Raw genomic sequence first — 21,936 nt, forward strand, 5'->3', positions numbered from 1 at the left:
CGCCAGTGTATGACTAGGTGAACCCGGTGCATGGCTCGGGTGAATCAGCGATAGGCGTGCCGCGATCGATGCTAGTTGTAGCGAGCACCACGGGGGCCGGCGGGCCAAATCTGCAGAATCACCCCTTCACTGGCCTCGTCATCGCCCAGCGGATACGTGGCGACTCGACGCAGTTGCAGATTGGCGAGCGAACCGAGATGGCGTGCTTCACCCCGTTCTTCGACCCATTTTGGGCCTTTAATCAACAGCAATCGATCGACGCTGGCCCAGTGAGGTTCGATCCAGCGACAAAATTTTGCAATGCTGCCGACCGCACGGCTGACGACGCTCGAAAAACGGAAATCCTCGAGCAAATCTTCGCCGCGAGCGGCGTAAACCGGCACCGGCAAACCAAGTTCTTCGATGATTTCGCCCAATGCGTTGGCTCGCTTTGCAACCGATTCGGCCAGCGAAACTTCAATGTCAGGCCGCAAAATCGCCAGGGGAATGCCCGGAACCCCGTTGCCACTGCCCAGATCCAAGACCTCCTCGCCCGCTTCCAAAAGCGGAGCCAATTGCAGGCAATCACGCAAATCGCGGCTGACGAACAAGTCCCAGGTCGTGTGACGAGTCAAATTCAATTGCTCGTTCCATCGCCACATCGCTTCGGCATAGGACTGCAGCTTTAGCGCGATCACCTCGTCGATTTCCATCGAATGAGCGTCAAGAGCAGCAGCAAATTCAGGATCCAATGACATCGGCAAATAGTAGCAAAGAGAACTGGTAATAAAGGGGAACGATCATCATCATGCATCAAGCCGCGATTGAGAACCAGAGCACCGCGGGATCTTCACCGATGCATTCGGATTATATTTTCTGAATCGCCTGCATTCCTCTCGAGTCAACTCGCCTTTTATGCGGGGAAAATGGACCAACATGCTAACTTCTGTCTTCGTCTACGGAACGCTCAAACGGGGTGAATGTCGCGAGTCGCTTTGGCCCTGCATTCCATTATCGATCCAAGTCGGTTGGACGCGGGGGACGCTGTTTCATCGCCACGATTATCCGGCAATGCAGGCGGGCGAGGACCAAGTGCTGGGCGAATTCTGGAGCTTCACGGACGAGCAAATGCCGCAAGTGATGAGGGTTTTGGACCAGATCGAAGGGACCAACCAGCCTGGTTTTGATGATCTTTACCGCCGCGTTCGCGTCGAGGTATCCGCGATCGATGACCAGCCCCTTGGGACGGCGTTTGGCTATCATTACGCCACCGATCCGCTCGCCGACGGGTTCACCCGCATTGCTCCGGCTGAGCCCGGCGGATTGGTCCAATGGCCGTAATCCGAATGTTCCGAATTTAGCATTCTGTGAATGCATTTTTAGCGTAGCGGAAGTCGTCAAGACGTTCGGTCCACGGCGAGTGACCCCCGAAACAGTGATACCCCCTGAAACAGTGAGCCGTGGGCCGTAAGGCACCGGGTAGTGCGTCACACCGGCCGCTCACGCCTCACACCCGGCCGCTCACGCGCGAGCGGCTCACTAAACCATCAGCCCGCATCCCTAGCAAAATAGCTCCGCTAGCAAAAGTCGATAGCTTTGGGTCTGCACTCGCGAGCGTCAACTTATTGCCGACTTAGTATTTTGCAGCCATTCCTTGCACCGCCTCGGCGACCGCGTCACGGAACTCTTTGGGCTCCAAAACCTCGGCGTCCACGCCCAATGACAGTACTTTGGGCAGTACTTCGCGGGGATGGGCCGCAGGTACGGTCAGAAGCGACGTACCATCGTCCTGCAATTCCATTCGTTGTTCCGGGTGCCAGGGGTCTTCGCTGACCCACGCGGCGGCTCTTTCTCCCAGGCGAATGTGGACGATCGTCGGTGATTCGCCCGAAAAGATCCCAATACCTCGCCCCAACCGATCGGCCAGTTCGATGCTGGGGTCGGGCTTGAAATATTCGTCTAGCGCCACAGCGTGTCGAAAACGATCGAGTTTCCAGTTGCGTAGCCGCTGGCTTGGTTCTTTAACTTCCGGCGCCGTTGCTATCACGTAGATGCTGCTCTGGTAAACTGCCAACCCGTAGGGTTCGATTCGCCGCGTCGAGACTGGTTTGCCCACCGACGCGTACTGAATCTCGACCACTCGGTGTTCGAGAATCGCACGATTGATCGTTTTCAGCATTCCTTCGTGTTGTTCATACGTTTTGTTGGGCGAGCCAAACACGTACAACGTTTTTCGGTAGCGGTCGTAGTGCTCAAACACGCCGTCGGGAATCACTTCACGCACTTTGTTCCAGAACGTCTCGATCCCCCGCCAATATTGGGTGCCCAGCAGCGGGTACAGCAATTCACGTCCGATCGACAACGCAATCAACTCGGTCGCAGAGATCCCAATCTCGTGGACTCCCTTGTTGTTGCGGCCCAGCTTGAAAACCTTGCCACGTTCGAGTGTTTCAGTTTGGATGTCGAAACCGGCCGCTTGCAGCGCTTCGACATCTCGCCGAACCGTTCGCTCGTGCAGCGTGGTCAATCCCAAGTCGCTGACCAGATCATCGCGTAATTCGTCGAGCGTCTTGCCGAAGCGTGACATTTCTAATAATTGAAGCAACTTGTGTTGGCGAATCAGTTGTTCGTTGCGTGCCATTCAGAAACCCCCTCCACGGGTCGAGAAGAATCGTCAAAAAGCGTCCGGACAATCTCCGATTGTCACCCCCTGTTTTCGATTGGAATGTGTCGAGCCACGATTGCCAATCCGCCCTAGGGCAATCTGTCCTAGGATCGACGGCCACATCCGTTACGATATCGCAGACACAAAAACGCCGTTTCTACCTTCCACCGATTGCATAGCACACAGGTTTTTTCGATGAGCGATCTGCCCCGCATCTTTCTCACTCGCGAGTTGCCGCCAGCCACGATGAAACGACTGAGGGAAAGTTCGCAGTTGACGATGAACCACGAGGATCGGTCGCTGAGCAAGCAGGAGCTGCTCGAGGGGCTGCAAGGCGTCGACGGATTGTTGTGTCAATTGACCGACATCATCGACGACGAGGTGCTTGGCGTAAATCCAAATTTGAAGGTGGTTTCCAATTACGCCGTCGGGTTTAACAACGTTGACATTGCGGCGGCTACCAAACGAAATATTGCGGTCACCAACACTCCCGGTGTGCTCAGCGATTCGACTGCCGATATGGCGTGGGCGTTGATGTTCGCGGTGGCTCGCCGCGTGGTTGAAGGCGACGGTTTTGTTCGCGCCGGAAATTGGAAAGGCTGGGCTCCGCTGCAGTATTTAGGACTTGACATCAGCGGCAGCACGCTGGGGCTCGTCGGATTGGGACGCATCGGCCGCGCGATGATCCAGAGGGCCAAAGGATTCGATATGAAGGTGCTGTATTGGAACCGTACGCGAATGGGGGCAGATGAAGAACGCGAGCTTGGCGTCGAGTATGTTGAGTTGGAGGAATTGCTCGCTCAAAGCGATTTCGTCTCGTTGCACGTTGCCTTGACCGAAGGCACAAAACACTTAATCGACGAGCGACGACTCGGGCAAATGAAGTCAACGGCGTATCTGATCAATACTGCACGTGGCCCCGTCGTGGATGAGAAAGCGTTGGTGCGAGCCCTGCAGGCAAACACGATTGCCGGTGCGGGATTGGACGTGTTTGAGAACGAACCGCAGATTGAACCGGAACTGTTCGAGCTCGACAACGCGGTGCTTGCACCGCATCTCGGCAGCGCCACGATCGCCACTCGTAGCAAGATGGGCGAATTGGCAGTTGAAAACTGCCTGGCCGGCTGCACCGGAAAACGCCCGCCCAATTTGGTCGATCCCGACTACAACCGCGACTGAGCTTCGTCCTAAACCGGACGACGGTCAGGAGTTTGGGAAAACAAAGCAAAGCAATTCGCAACGCGACGACAGGAAACACTGGTACGCGAGAGCGAACCACCAGAAATCGACGCCTGTCGTCGCTTTGCGACTTACGACGTGCGGGTCGACGTCGCCCCAAGACTCGCGTCCCTGTCATCACCCACATCTTCACTCGCTATCGTGCTTTGCATTGCTGCCGCGGTTTCTCGCCAAACGCACGGATAGTAGTGGGTCTCGGTCGCGAAATTCGTATGTGCGACCCATTGCTTTGCGAAAAAGTTGCGACTATTTCTCGGTGGCGTGGGCCCCCTCTTTAGAAATCGCTCCGTCAGCTATTGGGCGGAATTTCCACTTAATCGTCGCCTTAGCGTGATCTAGGTTGGCACTTGTTTCAACCGCATTTAATGCTGTTAGGGGGCCCTCGGGGCGATGTGGTTGCCTACATCATTCCTTCATATTTCGTTGGCAGAAACCTCATCGCGTTTCTCTACTCTTCCGCCGATCAGATGACAGTGATCGGAATTTGAAAAACAAAACGCAACGAAAACGATCGCTCGTTTTCAACGAAGTCACCCATAACGGAATTGAAAAAATGCAGTGGAATCCAACGCCCGCAAAGTATCCTCGCCGCTCTTTGCGCGGTGCATTCACTCTAGTTGAACTATTGGTCGTGATTGCGATCATCGGTGTATTAGTCGGCCTACTTCTGCCTGCAGTACAAGCTGCTCGCGAAGCGGCGCGACGCATGTCATGTAGCAACAACCTGAAACAAATTGGTTTGGGACTACACACCTATCACGACACCTTTCGTGTCTTTCCCTACGGTTGGGACGATCGTGGGATGACTTGGAGCGGTCACATCTTGCCGCAAATTGAGCAAGCCAGCCTGTACCAAACTCTGATCTTTCAAGAGAGTGGTCCTGGGAATTGGGACTCCGATGGTTCGCCCAACGAAATTGCCACCAGCACTGTGATCCCGACTTACCGATGCCCAAGTATGGCGCTGAAGGAGCACTTGGATTACAACGGAATCCCCGAACGTGTTCCTGGCAGCTACCGCGGCAGCGCAGGTACCGAGTCGAGTTCAGACGATGCGAGTACCGCAGTCGCTGGAACCAAAGGGCTCGAAAACATTGATCAAGACGGCATTTTCTATGCCTGTAGCAAAACCAAGTTTCGCGACATCATCGACGGAACCTCCAACACGATCATGATCGGCGAATCCTACACCGACCCTGAGTTTGTCAAAGACGGCCAGGGAATGGATTACTGGTATATCGGTTCACCACAATCCGATCCGTGTCGCTGCGATGGTGGCACCGGCGGATCGGAATTCTCTGAAGTCGTCGGTACGACGATCGCGCAAATTAATGCGATTCGCAAAGCACCGACAACCAGCGGTTACCTGATGGAGCTGTCCTTCGGCAGCTATCACGTCGGTGGTGCCCATTTCTCGATGAGTGACGGTGCAGTTCGTTTCATCACCGATTCGCTCGATATGGAAACATACAAAGCCATCGGTTCACGCGACGGACACGAAATCGTGACTGAGTACTAAAAACAGCACAAATAATCCTTTCATTCAAAACCAAACTAAAACATCGCAGGGCGACAGCAGGCTGCGAACTTGCTGTTGCTCAGCGAAGGAGTCAAATAAAATGCGTCCTCATCTACAAGCCGCAGCGTTCATTACCACAGCGGGCATCGTGCTGGTGCTTTCCACCCTCGGATGCGGCGGATTGCTGCAGGCTGATTACTCGAGCATCGGTTTGGTTCCGGTGACCGGAACGGTCACGCTGGACGGAGCAGCCGTCGAAGGTGCCGTTGTTTTTTTCGAATCGGATGACCGCACGTTTTCGTACGGCACCACCGATGAATCGGGCCACTACGAACTGAAATTCAACAGCAAAACGGCTGGAGTCACGCAAGGTCTCAAGACGGTGCGAATCAGCACTGTCGCCAGTACGGGCGAACGAGGGGAAGAAGACGAGGAAGAGTCCGAGTCCGAATCGAGTGCCCCCAAAGTAAAGCGGGTCGAGCGTTTTCCCGTCACCTACAACAAAAAGTCAGAATTGACGGTCAACGTGTCGGATTCCCAGACGACTTACAATTTTGATCTACGCGGAGACGGCACAACCAAGAGTGCCTCGTAGCCACTTTTGACTGACGGATCCGCTGTTTTGGCGGGGCGGGTACCCCCGCTTCGATTGATCTCTGTGTTTTGCTCGTTTCAAGCCGCGATCCCGTGGTTCAGCTAAACTAGGACTGCAACGCCGGTGGCAGCAAGATTTTTTAGTTATCATTGAATCACTCGCGTCTCGCCTCGATTCCTTCCCCCTCCCTCCCCATGGTCTGACAAAAAAATATGTCTCGATTCATTCTGCACTGCTCCGTTCTTTCGCTGCTGATTCTGTGTGTGCCAAGTGCCAAAGCTCATGAGGGCCCGCATCCTCATGTGCATAGCAAGACTCACGGTCACGATCATGCGGGCAAATTTTTTACGACTCGCAAATCATCGCGAGTTCTGCCATTGGCCAAGGAAGACGACGTCTTTCACTTTGTCGTTTACGGGGATCGCACCGGAGGTGTTCCTGCGGGCTTGCAAGTGCTTGAGCAAGCGGTCGCAGACACCAATCTGCTCGATCCCGATCTCGTCATGACCGTGGGCGACTTGGTCCAAGGCTACAACGAAACACCGTTGTGGATGGAACAAATGACCGAGTTTAAAGGAATTATGGATCGCTTGAAGATGCAGTGGTTCCCCGTCGCTGGGAACCATGACGTCTATTGGCGAGGCGAAGGCGAGGCTCCGCAAGGTCAGCATGAAAACAGTTACGAAAAACACTTCGGGCCACTTTGGTACACGTTCCAGCACAAAAACGCGGGATTTGTTGTTCTGTACAGTGACGAAGGAGATCCGGCCACGAACGAAAAAGGGTTCAACGAAGCTCGATTGCAAACGATGAGCCCCGAGCAACTTGACTTCTTGCGTCAGTCGCTCGAAAAACACAAAGATCTCGAACACGTGTTCCTGTTCTTGCATCACCCGCGTTGGATCGGTGCAGGTTACACCGACGGCAACTGGGATGAAGTTCACGGAATTTTGAAGGCAGCTGGAAACGTCAGTGCTGTATTCGCCGGCCACATTCATCGAATGCGTTTTGATGGTCCCAAAGACGGGATCGCCTACTACACCTTGGCGACCACCGGAGGCAATTTGTCCGCCGACATTCCCGGAGCGGGATACCTGCACCATTTAAACGTGGTGACGGTTCGTAAAGAAAGTGTCACTGTTGCGGCACTGCCCGTCGGTTCGGTCATCGATCCGACCGAATTCACTCCGGAATTTCTGGCCGACGTCAACGAGGCTCGTAAAATTCGACCCGCAGAGGTCGATAATAATCTGATGTTACAGATCGATGGTTCGGCTTCGGGCGAGCTAACGTTCTCGTTGACAAACACCTCGGCCCAGCCGATCGAAGCTACCGCGTCGTTGGACCCAGTAAACCGAGACTGGACCACCACGCTTGACCATCAACATGTGACGATCGAAGCAGGAAAAACACTTCAATTATCGTTCGGATTGCAACGCAAAGCGGATTTGCAAGCCGAGTTGACCAACCCACGCATCCACATGGATTTGCATTATGTTGGCCAGTCGACGCGGATCAATTTGCCACCGACCTCGACTCCGATTTCAATGAAATTGGCCGCCGTTCCTGCCGACTATTTCAGTGGCAGCGAGAATCGTTGTTTGAATGTCGTTAATGAACGATCCGTAGTGCGAGTGGATTCGTCCGAGCTGAAACTTCCCAATGGCCCCTTCACACTCGAAGCTTGGGTCAACCCGGCGCAAACCCAAGGTCATCGCGGATTGATCGCAAAGACACAGCAGAGTGAGTTTGCCTTCTTTATGGATGAAGGTGTGCCGCAGTTTGATGTGAATCTCAAAGGTAAATACAACAGTGCAAAAGCGACCGATGTGCTGCCCGTGAATCAATGGTCTCACTTGGCCGGCGTTTATGACGGTGCTGAAGTCAAACTGTATGTTAACGGGGCACTTGTAGGCTCCAAAAAGGCCACCGGCAAGCGAACGACCAACAAATTGCCGCTGTTCATCGGAGCCGATCCTGATACGCAAGGCCAAGCCACGCGTCCGTTCATCGGCAAGATCGACGAAGTCCGAGTGTCCAAAAAGGCGATCTACACATCCGACTTCAAACCCGAGCGACGCTTGGCTGCGGCATCCGAGACCGTGCTGATGCTGCATCTAGATCGTCAGTTTGGGCCTTTTGTGTTGGACCAAAGCAAGTCGGCTGCGAAGGGAACGCTCGGCGTCGAAGCCAAGCTTGTACCCGTTCAGTAGCTGACATCAAAGCCGTAGTTCTTGTAGTGCTCACGCGAGCGGGCACTACTGGAAACGTAACGGGCAAAATGCTCCGCTGCTTCTCGATGGTTCGTCGTCGCGATGATGCCGATGGAAACCTGGGAAGTGGCGTTTTGGAGTTCCGCGATACGCACCAGCGCTAGATTCGGATAGGTGTGCAGCACCGCGTCGTAAACGATGCCCGCGTCGGCGGAACCTGCTTCGAGGTCGTTAGCCACCTCATTGACCGACGTGCGATATCCAATCGTTGCTGCATCAACTTCGTCCCATCGTCCCAAGCGTTTCAGTGCTGCCTGAGTCACCTTGCCGATCGCTGCGGTTTCGGGACTCGCCTGGACAAAGCGAATGTCGTCTCTCAGCAAATCATCTAGCTTGGAAATCGAGTGAGGGTTGTCTTTTTTGACGGCAACCACGGCGTGCATCACCGCAATGGGAAAATGCTGAGCGATTAATTGCTTTTCTTGCCCGATCTTTATGTAGCTGTCGTCCGCAGGCAGAAACAAATCGCCCACCTGGCTGACTGCAATCGACGACAGCAACGTTTGCGAGGGGCCGTATTGGACGTGAACTGGCCGATGAAATTCACGTTGGTAATCACGCACAATCTCTTCCATCACCGCGTGGTTACTGGCCGCGCAGTACAGCATCAAAGGTCTCGTATCGACATCGCGGTCCGAATTCCGGTTCGTATCGGTAGCAAACAGCAACGCTAGGCAAATGACGAAGACGATCACCGATCCACCGGCTAGCAAAAAAATTCGATTCATAATTGAGGGCTAACAAGGAGCGATTGCAGCGGGGTTTGTGAGCCGTGGACTTTAAGGCACCGGGTAATGCGTCGAACTCCGCCGCTCACGCGTCACGGCTCGCTACATCAACAAGCCACTAGCCACGGTTCCTGCCGTCAAAATTAGAGCTATCGCCCAGCCGGCTAATGGGACTGCGATCGCACCTGCCTATCTGATTCAACGAGGAAAGAGCTTCGTGGTTGGGATCGATATTTCACAGTCCTCGCAAAGTCGCAAGCTAATTGTGTCGCCCGCGATGTGCGTATCGTAGCTGCCGTCTGCTTGGCGGCAATCCACTTGAACCGTCTTCGCCTCGACGTCAATGATTAGATAGACGCCGACGCCTTCACGTTGGTAGAGTTGTCGCTTATAGGTCAGGTCGTTCTGTCGTGTTGAATCCGACAAAACCTCGGCGACCAGCGCCGGAGTGCTTTCGCAATGCCGCTCCGGTAGCGGGCCGCATACGACGAGCACATCGGGACGAACGACCGTGTCGCGGCTCACAACCCAATCGAGTTCGACCAGCGGATTTGCGTCGCAACCCGCCGCTTCAACCGCGTTGCCAAGCAAGCGGCTTAGCTGTGTCACCGCGTTTTGATGCACGCCAAAGGGACTGGGGCTCATCGCGATCGCGAGCCCTTCCCACAACTCCCAGTCGCCCTGCCAAAGCGAATAGTCATCGACGGTGTAGCGGGGAGCAAATTTTAAGGCGGCGGACATAGCGTGAACTCCAAGGGGGTGCCGCTATTATAGCAACTGCCGCAATGGATCATTAACAAGATCCACTACGGGGGGACGGCGGGTAGAGCCTTCAGCGACATCCAGGTGCAGAAGTCAAAAATAGCAATTTCGCAGCGTAACCAACATGGCCGATGACGATCGCATTTTGATGGTATTTCCTACCGATATCGCCTGCAGTGGTATGGTCCACACCAAGAACCAAAAAACTGGCTTCGGGCGGCCACTGCCCCTTGGGATCGATTCCGGTTCCATGCCAGTACTTATAACCCATGCTGGCAATCTCGCATTCTAATTGTTCGTTTGTCGCACGGTTTTGCTGTGGAGTGCTCGGTGTCGATAACGGGTTATAGGCAGTGATGTAAGCCCAATCGTTCACCGCTTCGTTTCGCAATGCGACATCTAGTAGAGGATGGGGTTGACCGATTCGTATTGCGACGGATTGGTCCTGCAATTCGCACCAGTAAATTGTTTGCCGATAGGCAGACTCGAGCTCTTCCGCCGGAGTTTTCATTTGGGCGTTCTTGGATTACAGAATTCGATTCGGGGGGACGAGGGCGTTGGACATCAGCAACCCACCGACCAAACACATTGCAATCATCACGGTGTGAAAACCAATCTCGATGCCAGCGATGGTTTCATGATCCAACATCGCGATCAGCGATCGATAACCGAACGATCCAGGAACCAGGATGATCATTGCCGGTGTCTGCACAATCAACGCCGGACGACCACGGAAACGTGCGTATAAGTTGCTGCCGCATCCAACCGCCAGTGCTGCGGAGAACGATGCGACTTCGGAACCGTAGTAAGGATCCACAGAGCGGAGGACCAAGATGCCCAGCATCGAAACGCTGAAGATCGCGGGCCACTGTGCCATGCGAGCTTGAAAGATGATGGCGAATGCAAGCGGTGCAATCAACAACGCGATCCATTGCCAATAAGTTCCTGTGACTGCAATCTTTTCAGGGATGTCACGCCATGGGAGTGCAAAACGCCAAGCAATCGCGGCACCCAACAACAGCGTAAACAACATCACAATCGCGCCGGCAAGCCGCGCAACCCCGGCCGACAAATGCCCCACCGCCAGTTCGGTGAGTGCGACGGTTAGTCTGAGTCCCGGCAGCAGCACGACCAACCCCGCGAGTGTGACCAAGCGGTCGTCAATCGGAATGACGAAGTGTGCGATCCCGAGCGACAAGATCGCCGCCACGAAGCCCGAGATCGGATGCAGCAGGCTCGGTTCGCCACTGAATCGTTCGGCCGTTCGCTCGATCACGGCGATCACTAATCCAATCACCATGGCGGCCAATACTTCGGCGAGCGACCCTTGGAACAACGTGGCAAGCACCCCACATCCGGTCGCACAGGCAAGCGCGAAGGGGATGAACCGATAAGTCGGCTCGCTGTGATCGATCTCGCGAAGTCGTGAAGCAGCGATCTTGATGGTGATTTCGCCTCGCTCGAGCTTTCCCAGGACATCGTCGGCTTGGAACAGCTTGTCGACATGCATTTCGCGTGAATCCACGCGGCGGACGACCGTCTCTTCGCTGGTCCCGTTGGTGATCGAGATCACGAGCGCTGTGGGCGTATACAGAAACACCGCTTCCACGCCAAGCGACGATGCAACTTGCGTCATCACACGCTCAAGCCGGTGCGATGGCGTTCCGTAGCGATGCAGTAGCATTGCCGCGTGAATCAGAAACGCGTTGATCGCCGACTTTCCGGTGGGGGTGGAGGGTTCGCTTGGCACTAAGGTCGACCGGCGGATAAGGATTTTGCCAGGGAATGGCAGCGGAAATCGTGAACCGCCCATTCTTGCCGATCCCCCGTTTTCCCGAAAGAGGCGACGCGCCCGCACGTAGGTCGGACCGTAGCGGAGCGAAGTTCCGGCACAGCAGCGGAACTCCCGTGACCTAACACGCCACGACCAAAAGAAGAATGTCTGAGAGGGAGTAAGGCAACGCTGTGAAGAATTTAGAGACGGCAAATTACGGCATTTGCGTTCCGTAGCTACGCTCGCCAGAGCGTGGATGGTTGCCGGCCAATACGAATCACCACCTTCTAGCGAAGGTAGCTACGGGAAAATGCTTCACAGCGTTGGGAGTAAGGGCGAAAGACAGCCATCGAAGCAGCACCCGCTTTCGCGAACTCATCAACGAAACTCAAGTGAAAATGTTGAAGCAGTTGGAGGCGACTCGCAACCTTGGGACGTCAGTCACAAAGTGATGACAGACATCAACCACAGACGCAACTCCGTGGTTGTGCTACTCAAGGTCTGGGAAGGCATCGCGACCGACCAGCAATTTGATCGTTCGAGCACGGCCCGGCTCTCGCGATATGAATCCGCGATCACAGAGAGTTACCACCATATTGTGAACCGTCGGTGGTGACGTTTTGAAGTACCGCTGCATGTCCGATTCAGCAGGCGGTTGCCCGTTCAGTTTAGTGTAGTAGTAAATGAACGCGAGGTACTGCCCCTGTTTCGCAGTTGGTTTCATAGAGGAATCCATCACCTTAGTTTAAGTCGCACAACGGAAGGTTTTTACGTCGCCGCCCTGAACCAAGCGAGAGATGCCTGGATTACGGGAGATTGTACCAAGGCCAACGCCCGTTGCCAAACATGGAAGGTGTGCCGAAGGCCTCAGCGTAAAAGCCATGTTTTCGGGCACGGCGCCAGTCTACGAACACATGCGTTCGGAGTAGTCACGACAACTTCTTGCGCCGGCCCCGCAGTTTTTTGATTGCCACCAAGTAGAGAATGGACAGCCCCAAAAAAAACAAACCCCATGATCGGAGCAATCTTAACATCCAGTGCGGCTTGTCAATGCTTGACAAGTTCACGGGAACTGTCGAGTGTTTCTGTATAAACGATTCAATAATCTGAAACGTCTCAACGCGTTGAGTCAACAAGAAGAAGTGGTCTCTATCTAATTCCACCTGTTCCACACAAAGACCATGCGATTCCATCTCGGCAATCCCTCGCCTGACGAATTGAATCGGGAACCGGACGTCATTGATTCCGTTGAGCATCAGGATGGGCTCTGTAAACGACAGTTCAGCAGCTCGCTGTTGAGGCAACCCTGACGCAATGCAGATATAGCCTTCGTAATCTGATGGTTTCCTGTTCATCACACGGAATCCGGCAGGGCCGCCAGCGGATAATCCCATGACCCATTTGTTCCCCAATGAGATCCGGAAATGCGTTTCGACATTCCGGCATACTTCATCGACATAAACGACGTCACCATCGTGCCAACCAATCCCCCAAGTTGGCGCAACAATAACGGAATCGGGAAACGCCTCTTTCAGCGCCCAGATATAGTATTTCAAATTGCCACCGTAGCCGTGGAGAAACAAGATTGTCGGCGCAGCAACAGAGGGCTCCGTTGGGACATAAACAAAGTAATGTCCCTGACGCTCCGGATCACTCGCGAAGATTTCATCCAATGCGGACGTAAGCCCCGCGCACTGAGGGTCGCTATTCATCGCCTTATACGATTCGCCAAAGCCGTTTCGAAGGTCGACCGCTTGCGTCTGACTCAACCCAAACCGATTTGCCAACAGTCCAATGGCGGCAATGAGTTGCAACCCTTCTGGAGCGTTCCCAACCGTCCACTGAAGGGTATTCACCACAGGCTCATATTCCGGACTCACCGTGAATACGGGCATTTGACAGGAAGTGTCGAAGTATACCGAATAAACCCGACCACCCGTGGCCGTTTGGTCACCAAAACAGCTATGGGTAATCGCCAATGTGAGCAGGAAAGCTATGAACCGCATAGTTGCACCAACGTCGCTTCATCAGAGTGTCCGACTACCGAGCCAAAACAGCCGCTGCCAATAATCCATCTCGCAAAACCCAGGCTCTGACAAGTTATCCATCGGAGTCAAAGCACTAGTGAACGACAACGGGAGGTGTTTACGACATCGCCGCAACCGGCGCGAAGATGTTCTGAATCTGATTTGATTGTATAATCGAGTCGCGACCAAAACCACGCCGAAGATGGCCCCGAAGGGGCCTTGCGTAAAAGCCAAGTTCTACGACCGTTTGCGATGCCATGCTTGGTCAAAATCGAGATAGTCATGACAACAGAAATTCCAAGCGATTTAGTCCCATTTGTTCAAAGAATGGTCTCGGAAAAGAGGTTCCTGAACGAATCCGATGTGCTTGCGGAAGGGTTGCGTTTGTTGCAGGCAAGGGAAACGCTTCACGCTGAAGTACGAAAGGGATTCGATCAATTGGACGCCGGGAAAGGTATTCCAGCCGAAGAGGTCTACCTACGTGCGGAAGAACGTATTCGAGAAATTGAGAATGGCAAAGGCTAATGGTAAACGTTATCTATGCACCGGAGGCGGACGACTATCTATTCGGCATTGTTGAATATATCGCGAGGGACAAACCGGAGGCGGCAAGCGAATAGTTACGCCAGATTCGGGAGGCGTGCGAAACAATTGCGACACAGCCTGAAATGGGCGAATTGCGACCAGGATTTGGAGTGGCAGGTGCCCGTTCATTCAGCGTCGGCAATTACGTGATATTCTTCCGCGCGACCAAACGCGGCATAGAGGTGTCTCGCGTCATTCACGGCAGTCGTGACATGCGAAACATCTAGGTCGTAGAACGTCAGCGGCTTGGCGGCACCGCAAGTATCCAATCAGTAGTCGCCAACTTGGGTAACCAAGATAGCCGAAGCGGACTACTCTTCACTAGTGTGCGGTGACCCGGCCTCCAATGGCCAGGCGACCCACCAACCGCCGTTCTGAGGCCGGGCTTTGCGCCAAGCCGAAGTTGGACGACCTCCTCAGGTCGCTCCATCGTCGCGGTGATGCCGGTGAAATAAATCGGACGGTCCCCGTTCTGGACCGCGATCGTGACCCGGCTCGACAACAATTCGCCTGCCGAATCGTACTCGGGTTTGAAATGCTGAGTCGCGGAGAACGCTGGCGGGGTGCCAGTCACTTTCTCACGAAATGAACGGGTCCAAAGCGACTTTGACAGCCGAATGTGGGACAGACGAATCGTCGCTCTGTATTTATTCGTCTGTGCCCCATTCGTCTGTCAGAAATGAATCGTCACTGCCTACGACCCGCTCATACTCGCGCGCTCAACGGCGAGTTGCCGGTCACACCTATTAATTGCCAAGAGGTTTTGAAGCGATTGTCGGTCAAGCGGTTTGCTGCGGCTGAATGAACGCAATCGGCTTGGAAAGCCGAGCGACAATGGGCTGATGTCGGTGCTCTGGACCTTGGGTAAGTAACTCTTAATCTTAATCCCGCCCGGGATCGTGCTCGGCGTTTGAAACGCAGAGTCGGCTGGTGGGGCGTTAGTCACCTCCTCACGACAGGAACGGATCCAAGGTGATTTTGACAGCCGAATGAAGGACAGCCGAATCGTCGCTCTGTATTTATTCGTTTGTCCCCCCATTCGTCTGTCACGAATTACTCGTCGCTGCCTGCAACTTGCTCACTCGATGGCGGGTTGCTTGTCACACTTGTTAATTTCCAAAAGGTTATGGGACGATTGTCGATGAAGCGGTTTGCTGCCGCCAAATGAACGCAATCGGCTTGGAAAGCCGAGCGACAATGGGCGGATGTCGGTGCTCTGGACCTTGGGCCAGCAACTCTTAATCTTAATCCCGCCCGGGATCGTGCTCGTCGTTTGAAACGCAGAGTGTGATGGTGGGGTATTGATTACTTCCTCACGAAATGAACGGATCCAAGGCGATTTTGACAGCCGAATAAAGGACCGGCGAATTGTCGCTCTGAATTTATTCGTCTGTCCCCCCATTCGTCTGTCAGGAATGAATCGTCACTGCCTACGACCCGCTCATGCTCACACGCTCAACGGCGGGTTGCCGGTACTCTGGCCCTTGGACTAGCAACTCTTAATCTTAGTCCCGTCTGAGCAAGCACGACTGGGCCGAGTGGCAAACGGAGAAGATTACGAGTACGATTAAGATTAAGAATCGGAAGTGGGCAAAGCCTGGGAATTTTGAAATGAATTAGGCCGCGCAGAAGTTTTCAAGACTCGAGCCGCATTCCGCCTGCGCTTTGGACAAAGACGACTCGCGGTAAACCGCCCGCTAACTTCTCGGTGCGGTAGAAAAACGCTGCTTCGTCTCCGATGTTGGGCGGCTGCATGCCTAGGAAGACCATCGCGGCATTGCGGCTTGTCGTCTGGATCGCTAATTCAGGATCCTTCGAGACGACGACTTTGGTGACACCGGGGATTCTGGCTGCTTTCAATAATTCGTTAAGGTGATTTCGCACTTCGTCGATTCCGGCTTCGTTGTCCACGACCCGCAATAATCGTAATTCACGCCCTCGCCAATCTTCGTTCTGCAATAACAAGTGAGCTAGCAGTACCATCAACTCGCCATTGGCACGTCCACGCCACCAGACGTCGACCGTCCCACTCGGCGGTTTCCAGTCGTCAGCGGGTTCGTCGGTGCGGCGGAGCACGACGGCGCTGCGCGACAGACCTTGCAAGTTTCGCAGCAAGCCTCCGAAAATCTTCATGCGCTCGACCGAAAGAGGGCAACCCAACAACACCGCATTGGGACGCAATCGTCCCAAGCCTTGGCACTGCACCAGAGCTTCGACACCCGTCACATAGTCGCTGGCGACCACCACGGCTGGAAACGCGTTTAGCCCGTGCTCGCCGATCATGGCGTGCAGCATCCTTTCTTGCGAGATGCGGCGCCGATGACGATCATCCAGTTCGCCTTGGATGACTTGTCCGAGCGTCAAAATGCCCGTTCGCGATGTCAGCCAATGTCCAAAGACCACCAGATGAGGACGCGAGAATCCGGTGCCGCTGAGGGCCAATACAAACGGTCGCCAATTTTTAGGATGATAAAGTTCGCCTTCAAGTTTCAGCAAGTTCTTGCGGGTACGCTCGAACAGCAAACCGCTGGTGACATTGCCAAAATCGGCGGTCAGATCGATCTTTGATAAATACCAATGCAAAGCGGCGAACAACGAAATCGCTACAAACGCCCATTGCCAATCGATCAACAGCATCACGATGCCGCAACCGATCGCGCCGGCTAACGAAGTGGTCCAATGACAAAATTTGAACCGCGGGCGGTAGCTTGGATTTTTGGTGATCGATTCATAGAAAGTTGCCAGATTCAGCAGTCCATAGGTCACCAAAAATGCCATCGTGATTAGCGGAGCAATCGTATTGAGATCGGCAAGCAGGATACCGGCTTGCGAGATCAAAAACGTCACGAAGATGGCACGTCGTGGTTCCGAGTTGGCACCCGACCCGATACCTAGCGGTTGGAGCCAACGGAACAAACGGTCGCGAGCTAATGATTGCAGGATTCGCGGGGCGCCCATCATGCTGCCCAGTGCCGAAGAGATCGTTGCCGCGAACACCCCTGCGGCGATCAAGGCGGGCATCACTGCGATATCCGAGAGTACTAAGTTGTTGGTAACTAACGTTTCGCGGTCGCGACATCCACCGATCAGAATCGCTTCGGAAATATAGATGAGCCCGGTGACAAAGACCGCAGCGAGAGTTCCCAGGGGGATCGAGCGAGCGGGGTTGCGTAGGTCGCCGGACATATTTGCCCCCGCCATGATCCCCGTCACTGCGGGAAAGAACAACGCGAACACGGTCCAAAACGACTCGCCGCCACTGAACCCGCTGCCCTTGTTTTGCAGGAACAAGGCTGCATCAAACTGCGTCCAAGCTCCGGCGTAAAACGAAAACAGGGCAAACAGGACTGCTGCAAGGATCAGAAACTGCAGCTTCATCGTCCACGCGGCCCCGATGGCGACGCAGCCAAACACCGCGATATTGGTGAGCGATGCGACCAACGTGGGTGAGGTTCCGTCGGGCAAATAGCCAACCAATGCCTCGGTGAACCCGATCACATACATAGCCACTGATAACGCTTGAGCGGCGAAGAAGACGAGTCCGATCGCGCCGCCAAATTCCGCGCCCAAACTGCGGCTGATTAGAAAGTATGCACCGCCGCCTTCGACCTTGGTGTTGGTGGCAATCGCGGACAACGAAAGTGTGGTCAAAAGCGTAATCGCGTTGCTGAACAACACGATTGCCATCGTGCCGATGATCCCGGCTTGCCCCACCACAAAGCCGAATCGCAAAAACATGATGACGCCAAGGATCGTCAACACACAGGGCGTAAAGACCCCCGAGATCGTTCCGAATCCATGCCCGCTTTTTGGTTTCGGCGCGGTGCTATTGAGAGAAGCGGAACTCATCAAGGTTTGCCGTCTTGGCGAAGAGTTGGTCTAAGCCGTTAGGCAGGAATCTTTCAGTAAATTGGCCGTTTTGGCGCTAGCCACGGTTCCGGCGCTGAACCGGGGCTAACGCCAAAACGGCTAACGGGATTTCACCCAATGATTCCTGCCTACCTGCTTAGTGAATGTTTAAAACGCAAAGGGTCAGCTGCAAGTCGTAAGACATGGGGGCGTGTGCAAAACCCCGTGTCGCTTACTAAAGCATTTTTAAAACTGATGGGGATGTAGGGCCGGTCCTACCGGCCAATCACAACGCGACCGGTGGGAACCGGCCCTACGCCTAGGAGGCGTCACGCGGTTTGAATTTGAAGTTAGAACTTTGCGAGAAGAACTCAATCGGGTTGTCATAAACCACTTTTTTGATCAGTGATTCACGATGACCGCGTCGGCGTAATTCAAAGATCAAATCGGGAACCGCGGTAGGTTTGCTCGGTCCCCAATCACCCGCAGAATTAACGAGCAAGCGTTCGCCCCCGGTCATTTCAATCATGTCCGCGGCTCTATCCGGTGTACATTTTGTGATGGGATACAGCGTCATGCCTGCCCAAAAACCTCGGTCAAGCACTTCGGCAATCGTATGCTCTTCGACATGGTCGACAAGGACACGCGTGCGATCGAGTCGTTTATCGTCCGACAACATGTCCAGGATCATCCGCGTGCCTTGGAATTTATCTTCCAAATGGGGCGTGTGAATCAAGATCGATTGGTTGTGTTTGATCGCCAATTCGAGATGTTCTAGAAAGATGATCGATTCGTTGCGAGTGTTTTTGTTCAGCCCGATCTCGCCGATCCCGAGCACGTTGGCGGCGTCGAGGAATTCGGGGATCATTGCGATCACATCGCGTGACAGCGAAACGTTCTCCGCTTCTTTGGCATTGATGCACAGCCAAGTGAAATGCTGGATCCCATAAGCGGCGGCACGTTTCGGTTCTGTTTCGGTGAGTTGACGAAAGTAGTCGCGGAACCCGTCGACACTGCCTCGGTCGTAGCCCGCCCAGAATGCCGGTTCACTCATCGCCACGCATCCCATCCGCGCCAGCGTCGCGTAGTCGTCAGTGGTCCGAGACACCATGTGAATGTGGGGGTCGATGTAGTCCATGGCAAATTAGCTCGAGGTCAAATGTTGTAGAAGGGAATTTTGAGTGGGGGGGGCACAAATGCACTCGAATGAAATAGCGAATGCAGCCGATGAGTTCGATCAATCGACTTTTAGTTCTGACCGCCACGCAGGGGAGTACTTGCGCGAGAATAGCAATTGAACCCGTTCGGCTCGATCAGTTCCTTCGCTCAGTAGCAATCGAATCGCATCATGAATCTTGTCGCGTCGAACGCTGATATCTTCGTCGAGCGTCGTGTCTTCTTGCAGGGATCGATCGACGCGATCAAGTACAGCGGCGATTTCGAGCACCTTCGCACGGACATCCAAAAAGGATTCCTCAAGGACAATGTTTGCGGGGCGTTGAGTCATTTTATTCGCAGAGGGTTTATAGGTTTGTTGTCGATATGCAAGCGGGTGATTGCTCAGCGGCGCCGGGAATACCGAAGCGTTCTAAGCTGGATGCTCCCTTACGACCTGCGTCTAACCGTGATTATAGGGCATACGCCCCAAGACTCGAAACCGACAAAACGGGGCATCATCGCCTTGCGAACCACTTGTCGCACCCCACCAATAGGTGCCGATTGAGTCGGTTTTGTTGGCTGTAGCGTTTGCGGTGCCAATTCATGTTGACTGTACGACACATTTTCTGCTGGGGATGCAATTCTGTTCATTCCACGAAGCTACGGTTACCTGACGACATGATGGCGAAACCCTTCTTGACACGTCGGTAAGATTTGCGACCCCCAACAATGTCTTAGAAGAAGCATGCAAGGTCCCTCACTCACTTTCGCGACACTCGCTGAATCCCGCAATGCAGCTGCGGTGGATTTGCTTCTGATCGCGTTGGAAGATTCAAGCGATGACGTGCGATCGTATTCGGTCGAGTCGTTATTGCAGCGAAGCGAGCCACATTGCGCTGAAGCTGTCCTGACACGCTGGGATGTCTTTCCGCCCGATTTATTTGGCCAACTGCGAAAACGCAAGGCCTGGATTACGCCAGCGGTCCAAAAATCGCTGCAAAACCAAGACGAAAATCTTGCTCACGCGATCAACGCTTCGGTCATGATCGGATTGTACACGTTGTTGGTCGATTTGATTCCGATTGCAGAATCGAATCCATCCGAGATGATTCGTGACGCCGCGACGGACGCCATTTTGCAATTGACGCACGAACTTGGGCACAACGCGCGGGCCAACCGAGACAAACCATCTCTTCGCACCCCTGTGATTGCGGCGCTTGCTGAATCGATCCAGCGGATTCACAAGCATAAGAACGATCGACTGATTGATGCTTTTTTGGTCAATTCGACCTGGGCCGATTCTGAATTACGTCAGTTCACGTCATCCAATTCCGCTTATTGCAACATGATTGGCAACCGATTGTTGACCACTCAGCGTGCCGGAATGGTGGAGCTGTTGGCGGGGTTTATCTGTCGCCGCAATATTCCCTCATTCCTGCTCGACATTTTGGCCAACCGTACCGACGACGTTTTTCGTGATTCGCTGCTGCGTGCGATTGGCGAAGAGCCATCAGCAACAGTGCTAAAGAATCTGCAAGAGCTCGGCATGCCAAAATGTTGTGCTGATGACAACTCATTAATGGACGCCATCAGTGCAAATCATCGTGCTGCGGCGATTCATGTTTACAGCCAATCGGGAAGCGATCCGTTGGTTTACTTGCGAACCATCGTCGCGGCAATTCATCGCGATGGTGCCGGGTGCATTCCCGCAGCCGTCGCCGGGATGATGAAGTGCAGTGCGCCCGATTTCGAAGTTTGGCATCAAGCCGCCCTGTTGATCGCCGCTGGGAACCAAGATGCGATCGCGGCGGATCCGGTCGCGTTGCTACTCGATCAATTGATTCAATTGCTCGATCACCACGATCCTTCGTTGGTTCGTTCGGTCCGTCGCATCCTCAGCCCGCTGCACGCCGATGCGATGCTGCACCGGCTCTCCGGCATGCCTGAAAAACATCGTCGTGCTCTGGGGCGTATCGTGATGACGATCGATACCGAAGCCATCGCACGAATACGCGACGGACTCCGTCATCCAGTGCTGAACAAACGGATTGATGCGATCGCCGCAGCGGATGCGCTGGCCGCCGTCGATTTGCTGAGCGATTCGTTTGAACGTATCTCTCGCGAAGATCACCAGGAAGCACGTGTGCTCGCATGCCAAGTGATGTCGCGAGCCGAAAGCAACAGCACGCTGTCGCTGCTGAAAGAGATGTCCGCATTGCCACCGTGTCCGGTCAGTGACGCCGCGATTAAGGCAATCCGATATCGAGAAGCAATGAAAACTTTCTAACGTGAGGGGAGCGATTCGCAATCGTTTCTTCACGCCAGCTACCACATAAATAATTCACTCTGTAATTTGAATTTCGACATGGCCAACTTAACGTCCTTCCTGCTGTTCGCTGAAACTCGGATGAGCGACGTCAATCTGAGTTACAAAGAAACAGCGGCCGCAACAAGCGATTCGTCGCAGTGGATGTTGATCGGCGCTGCGATCGTCGTTGTTTCAGCCTTGGTTGCCTGGCAAATCCAACGTCGCATGAAGAGTACTACTCACTCCTCGGCTTCGTTATTTAGCGAACTGTGTTGCGCCCATCGGATCAATAGCAAAGGTTGCAAACTGCTTCAGGCAATTGCGGATGAAGCGTCGCTACAGCAGCCAGCGATGTTGTTCTTGGCCGATCATCACTTTGATTCCGCATTGGCAACCGCAAAGCAAACGATGACATTAAAGGCCGATCAACTCGCCACGATCGCCATGGTTCGTCGGCGTATGTTCTCGGCATAAA

The 21,936-nt window shown here is 54.0% G+C and carries 20 protein-coding genes; 9 read left to right on the top strand and 11 right to left on the bottom strand.

Annotated elements, in window-relative coordinates; genetic code table 11:
• Positions 1-71 precede the first annotated feature (71 nt).
• On the bottom strand, positions 72-737 hold the full coding sequence (gene rsmG / locus SH528x_RS03615) for a 16S rRNA (guanine(527)-N(7))-methyltransferase RsmG (RefSeq protein ID WP_339941179.1): 666 nt from the start codon (positions 735-737) through the stop codon (positions 72-74).
• 178 nt (positions 738-915) lie between these two features.
• On the opposite strand from rsmG, the gene SH528x_RS03620 reads away from it, so the two are divergent.
• A complete protein-coding gene (locus SH528x_RS03620; protein WP_442509171.1) occupies positions 916-1,320 on the top strand; it encodes a gamma-glutamylcyclotransferase family protein in 405 nt (134 codons plus the stop codon).
• Between the two features lie 292 nt (positions 1,321-1,612).
• Here SH528x_RS03620 and SH528x_RS03625 read toward each other — a convergent pair whose 3' ends face one another.
• Positions 1,613-2,620, bottom strand: coding sequence for a helix-turn-helix transcriptional regulator (locus tag SH528x_RS03625; protein WP_442509172.1), 1,008 nt, complete (start codon positions 2,618-2,620; stop codon positions 1,613-1,615).
• 219 nt (positions 2,621-2,839) lie between these two features.
• Between SH528x_RS03625 and SH528x_RS03630 the strand changes: the two genes are divergently transcribed.
• The 4 genes from SH528x_RS03630 (at position 2,840) to SH528x_RS03645 (ending at position 8,210) form a co-directional block, all read left to right on the top strand.
• Entirely contained in the window at positions 2,840-3,823 is a 984-nt protein-coding gene (locus tag SH528x_RS03630; protein WP_442509173.1) for a 2-hydroxyacid dehydrogenase, read from the top strand.
• Positions 3,824-4,367: 544 nt separating this feature from the next.
• Entirely contained in the window at positions 4,368-5,402 is a 1,035-nt protein-coding gene (locus tag SH528x_RS03635; protein ID WP_442509174.1) for a DUF1559 family PulG-like putative transporter, read from the top strand.
• 100 nt (positions 5,403-5,502) lie between these two features.
• Positions 5,503-5,997, top strand: coding sequence for a carboxypeptidase regulatory-like domain-containing protein (locus tag SH528x_RS03640; RefSeq protein WP_442509175.1), 495 nt, complete (start codon positions 5,503-5,505; stop codon positions 5,995-5,997).
• Positions 5,998-6,209: 212 nt separating this feature from the next.
• Entirely contained in the window at positions 6,210-8,210 is a 2,001-nt protein-coding gene (locus SH528x_RS03645; protein ID WP_442509176.1) for a LamG-like jellyroll fold domain-containing protein, read from the top strand.
• Here the strand turns inward: SH528x_RS03645 and modA are convergent.
• The 6 genes from modA to SH528x_RS03675 all read right to left on the bottom strand — a co-directional run bounded on the left by modA (position 8,204) and on the right by SH528x_RS03675 (position 13,390).
• Positions 8,204-8,998 carry a molybdate ABC transporter substrate-binding protein gene (modA, locus tag SH528x_RS03650; protein ID WP_442509177.1) on the bottom strand — a complete coding sequence of 265 codons (795 nt, stop codon included), beginning with the start codon at positions 8,996-8,998 and terminating at the stop codon, positions 8,204-8,206. The two genes, SH528x_RS03645 and modA, sit on opposite strands and share 7 nt — an antisense overlap.
• A 198-nt stretch (positions 8,999-9,196) precedes the next feature.
• Positions 9,197-9,739, bottom strand: coding sequence for a Uma2 family endonuclease (locus tag SH528x_RS03655; protein ID WP_442509178.1), 543 nt, complete (start codon positions 9,737-9,739; stop codon positions 9,197-9,199).
• A 91-nt stretch (positions 9,740-9,830) separates the two neighbouring features.
• The gene (locus tag SH528x_RS03660; protein WP_442509179.1) at positions 9,831-10,271 is read right to left on the bottom strand and encodes a DUF3293 domain-containing protein; all 441 of its coding nucleotides are present in this window, start codon (positions 10,269-10,271) and stop codon (positions 9,831-9,833) included.
• 15 nt (positions 10,272-10,286) lie between these two features.
• Entirely contained in the window at positions 10,287-11,573 is a 1,287-nt protein-coding gene (locus tag SH528x_RS03665) for a threonine/serine ThrE exporter family protein (RefSeq protein WP_442509180.1), read from the bottom strand.
• A 451-nt stretch (positions 11,574-12,024) separates the two neighbouring features.
• Entirely contained in the window at positions 12,025-12,258 is a 234-nt protein-coding gene (locus tag SH528x_RS03670) for a LexA family protein (RefSeq protein WP_442509181.1), read from the bottom strand.
• Between the two features lie 205 nt (positions 12,259-12,463).
• Positions 12,464-13,390 (bottom strand): alpha/beta hydrolase, encoded by a 927-nt coding sequence (locus SH528x_RS03675; protein WP_442509182.1) that lies wholly within the window; start codon positions 13,388-13,390, stop codon positions 12,464-12,466.
• A 453-nt stretch (positions 13,391-13,843) separates the two neighbouring features.
• Here SH528x_RS03675 and SH528x_RS03680 point away from each other — a divergent pair, with 453 nt between their 5' ends.
• Together SH528x_RS03680 and SH528x_RS03685 are read left to right on the top strand one after the other, a co-directional pair.
• Positions 13,844-14,086, top strand: a complete 243-nt coding sequence (locus SH528x_RS03680; RefSeq protein ID WP_442509183.1) for a ribbon-helix-helix domain-containing protein — start codon at positions 13,844-13,846, stop codon at positions 14,084-14,086.
• A gap of 104 nt (positions 14,087-14,190) precedes the next feature.
• Entirely contained in the window at positions 14,191-14,373 is a 183-nt protein-coding gene (locus SH528x_RS03685; protein ID WP_442512074.1) for a type II toxin-antitoxin system RelE/ParE family toxin, read from the top strand.
• 1,408 nt (positions 14,374-15,781) lie between these two features.
• On the opposite strand, the gene SH528x_RS03690 is transcribed toward SH528x_RS03685, so the two are convergent.
• The 3 genes from SH528x_RS03690 to SH528x_RS03700 all read right to left on the bottom strand — a co-directional run bounded on the left by SH528x_RS03690 (position 15,782) and on the right by SH528x_RS03700 (position 19,502).
• Entirely contained in the window at positions 15,782-17,995 is a 2,214-nt protein-coding gene (locus tag SH528x_RS03690) for an amino acid permease (protein ID WP_442509184.1), read from the bottom strand.
• 319 nt (positions 17,996-18,314) lie between these two features.
• Positions 18,315-19,133 (bottom strand): TatD family hydrolase, encoded by an 819-nt coding sequence (locus tag SH528x_RS03695; RefSeq protein ID WP_442509185.1) that lies wholly within the window; start codon positions 19,131-19,133, stop codon positions 18,315-18,317.
• A gap of 99 nt (positions 19,134-19,232) precedes the next feature.
• Positions 19,233-19,502, bottom strand: a complete 270-nt coding sequence (locus tag SH528x_RS03700) for a hypothetical protein (protein ID WP_442509186.1) — start codon at positions 19,500-19,502, stop codon at positions 19,233-19,235.
• 396 nt (positions 19,503-19,898) lie between these two features.
• Here SH528x_RS03700 and SH528x_RS03705 point away from each other — a divergent pair, with 396 nt between their 5' ends.
• Positions 19,899-21,440: a hypothetical protein gene (locus SH528x_RS03705; RefSeq protein WP_442509187.1), complete on the top strand. Its 1,542-nt coding sequence runs from the start codon at positions 19,899-19,901 to the stop codon at positions 21,438-21,440.
• A gap of 78 nt (positions 21,441-21,518) precedes the next feature.
• A complete protein-coding gene (locus SH528x_RS03710) occupies positions 21,519-21,935 on the top strand; it encodes a hypothetical protein (RefSeq protein WP_442509188.1) in 417 nt (138 codons plus the stop codon).
• The last annotated feature ends 1 nt before the right edge of the window (position 21,936 follow it).

Origin of the sequence: Novipirellula methanifontis (genome assembly GCF_052161655.1) — a bacterium.
Taxonomy (GTDB): domain Bacteria; phylum Planctomycetota; class Planctomycetia; order Pirellulales; family Pirellulaceae; genus Novipirellula.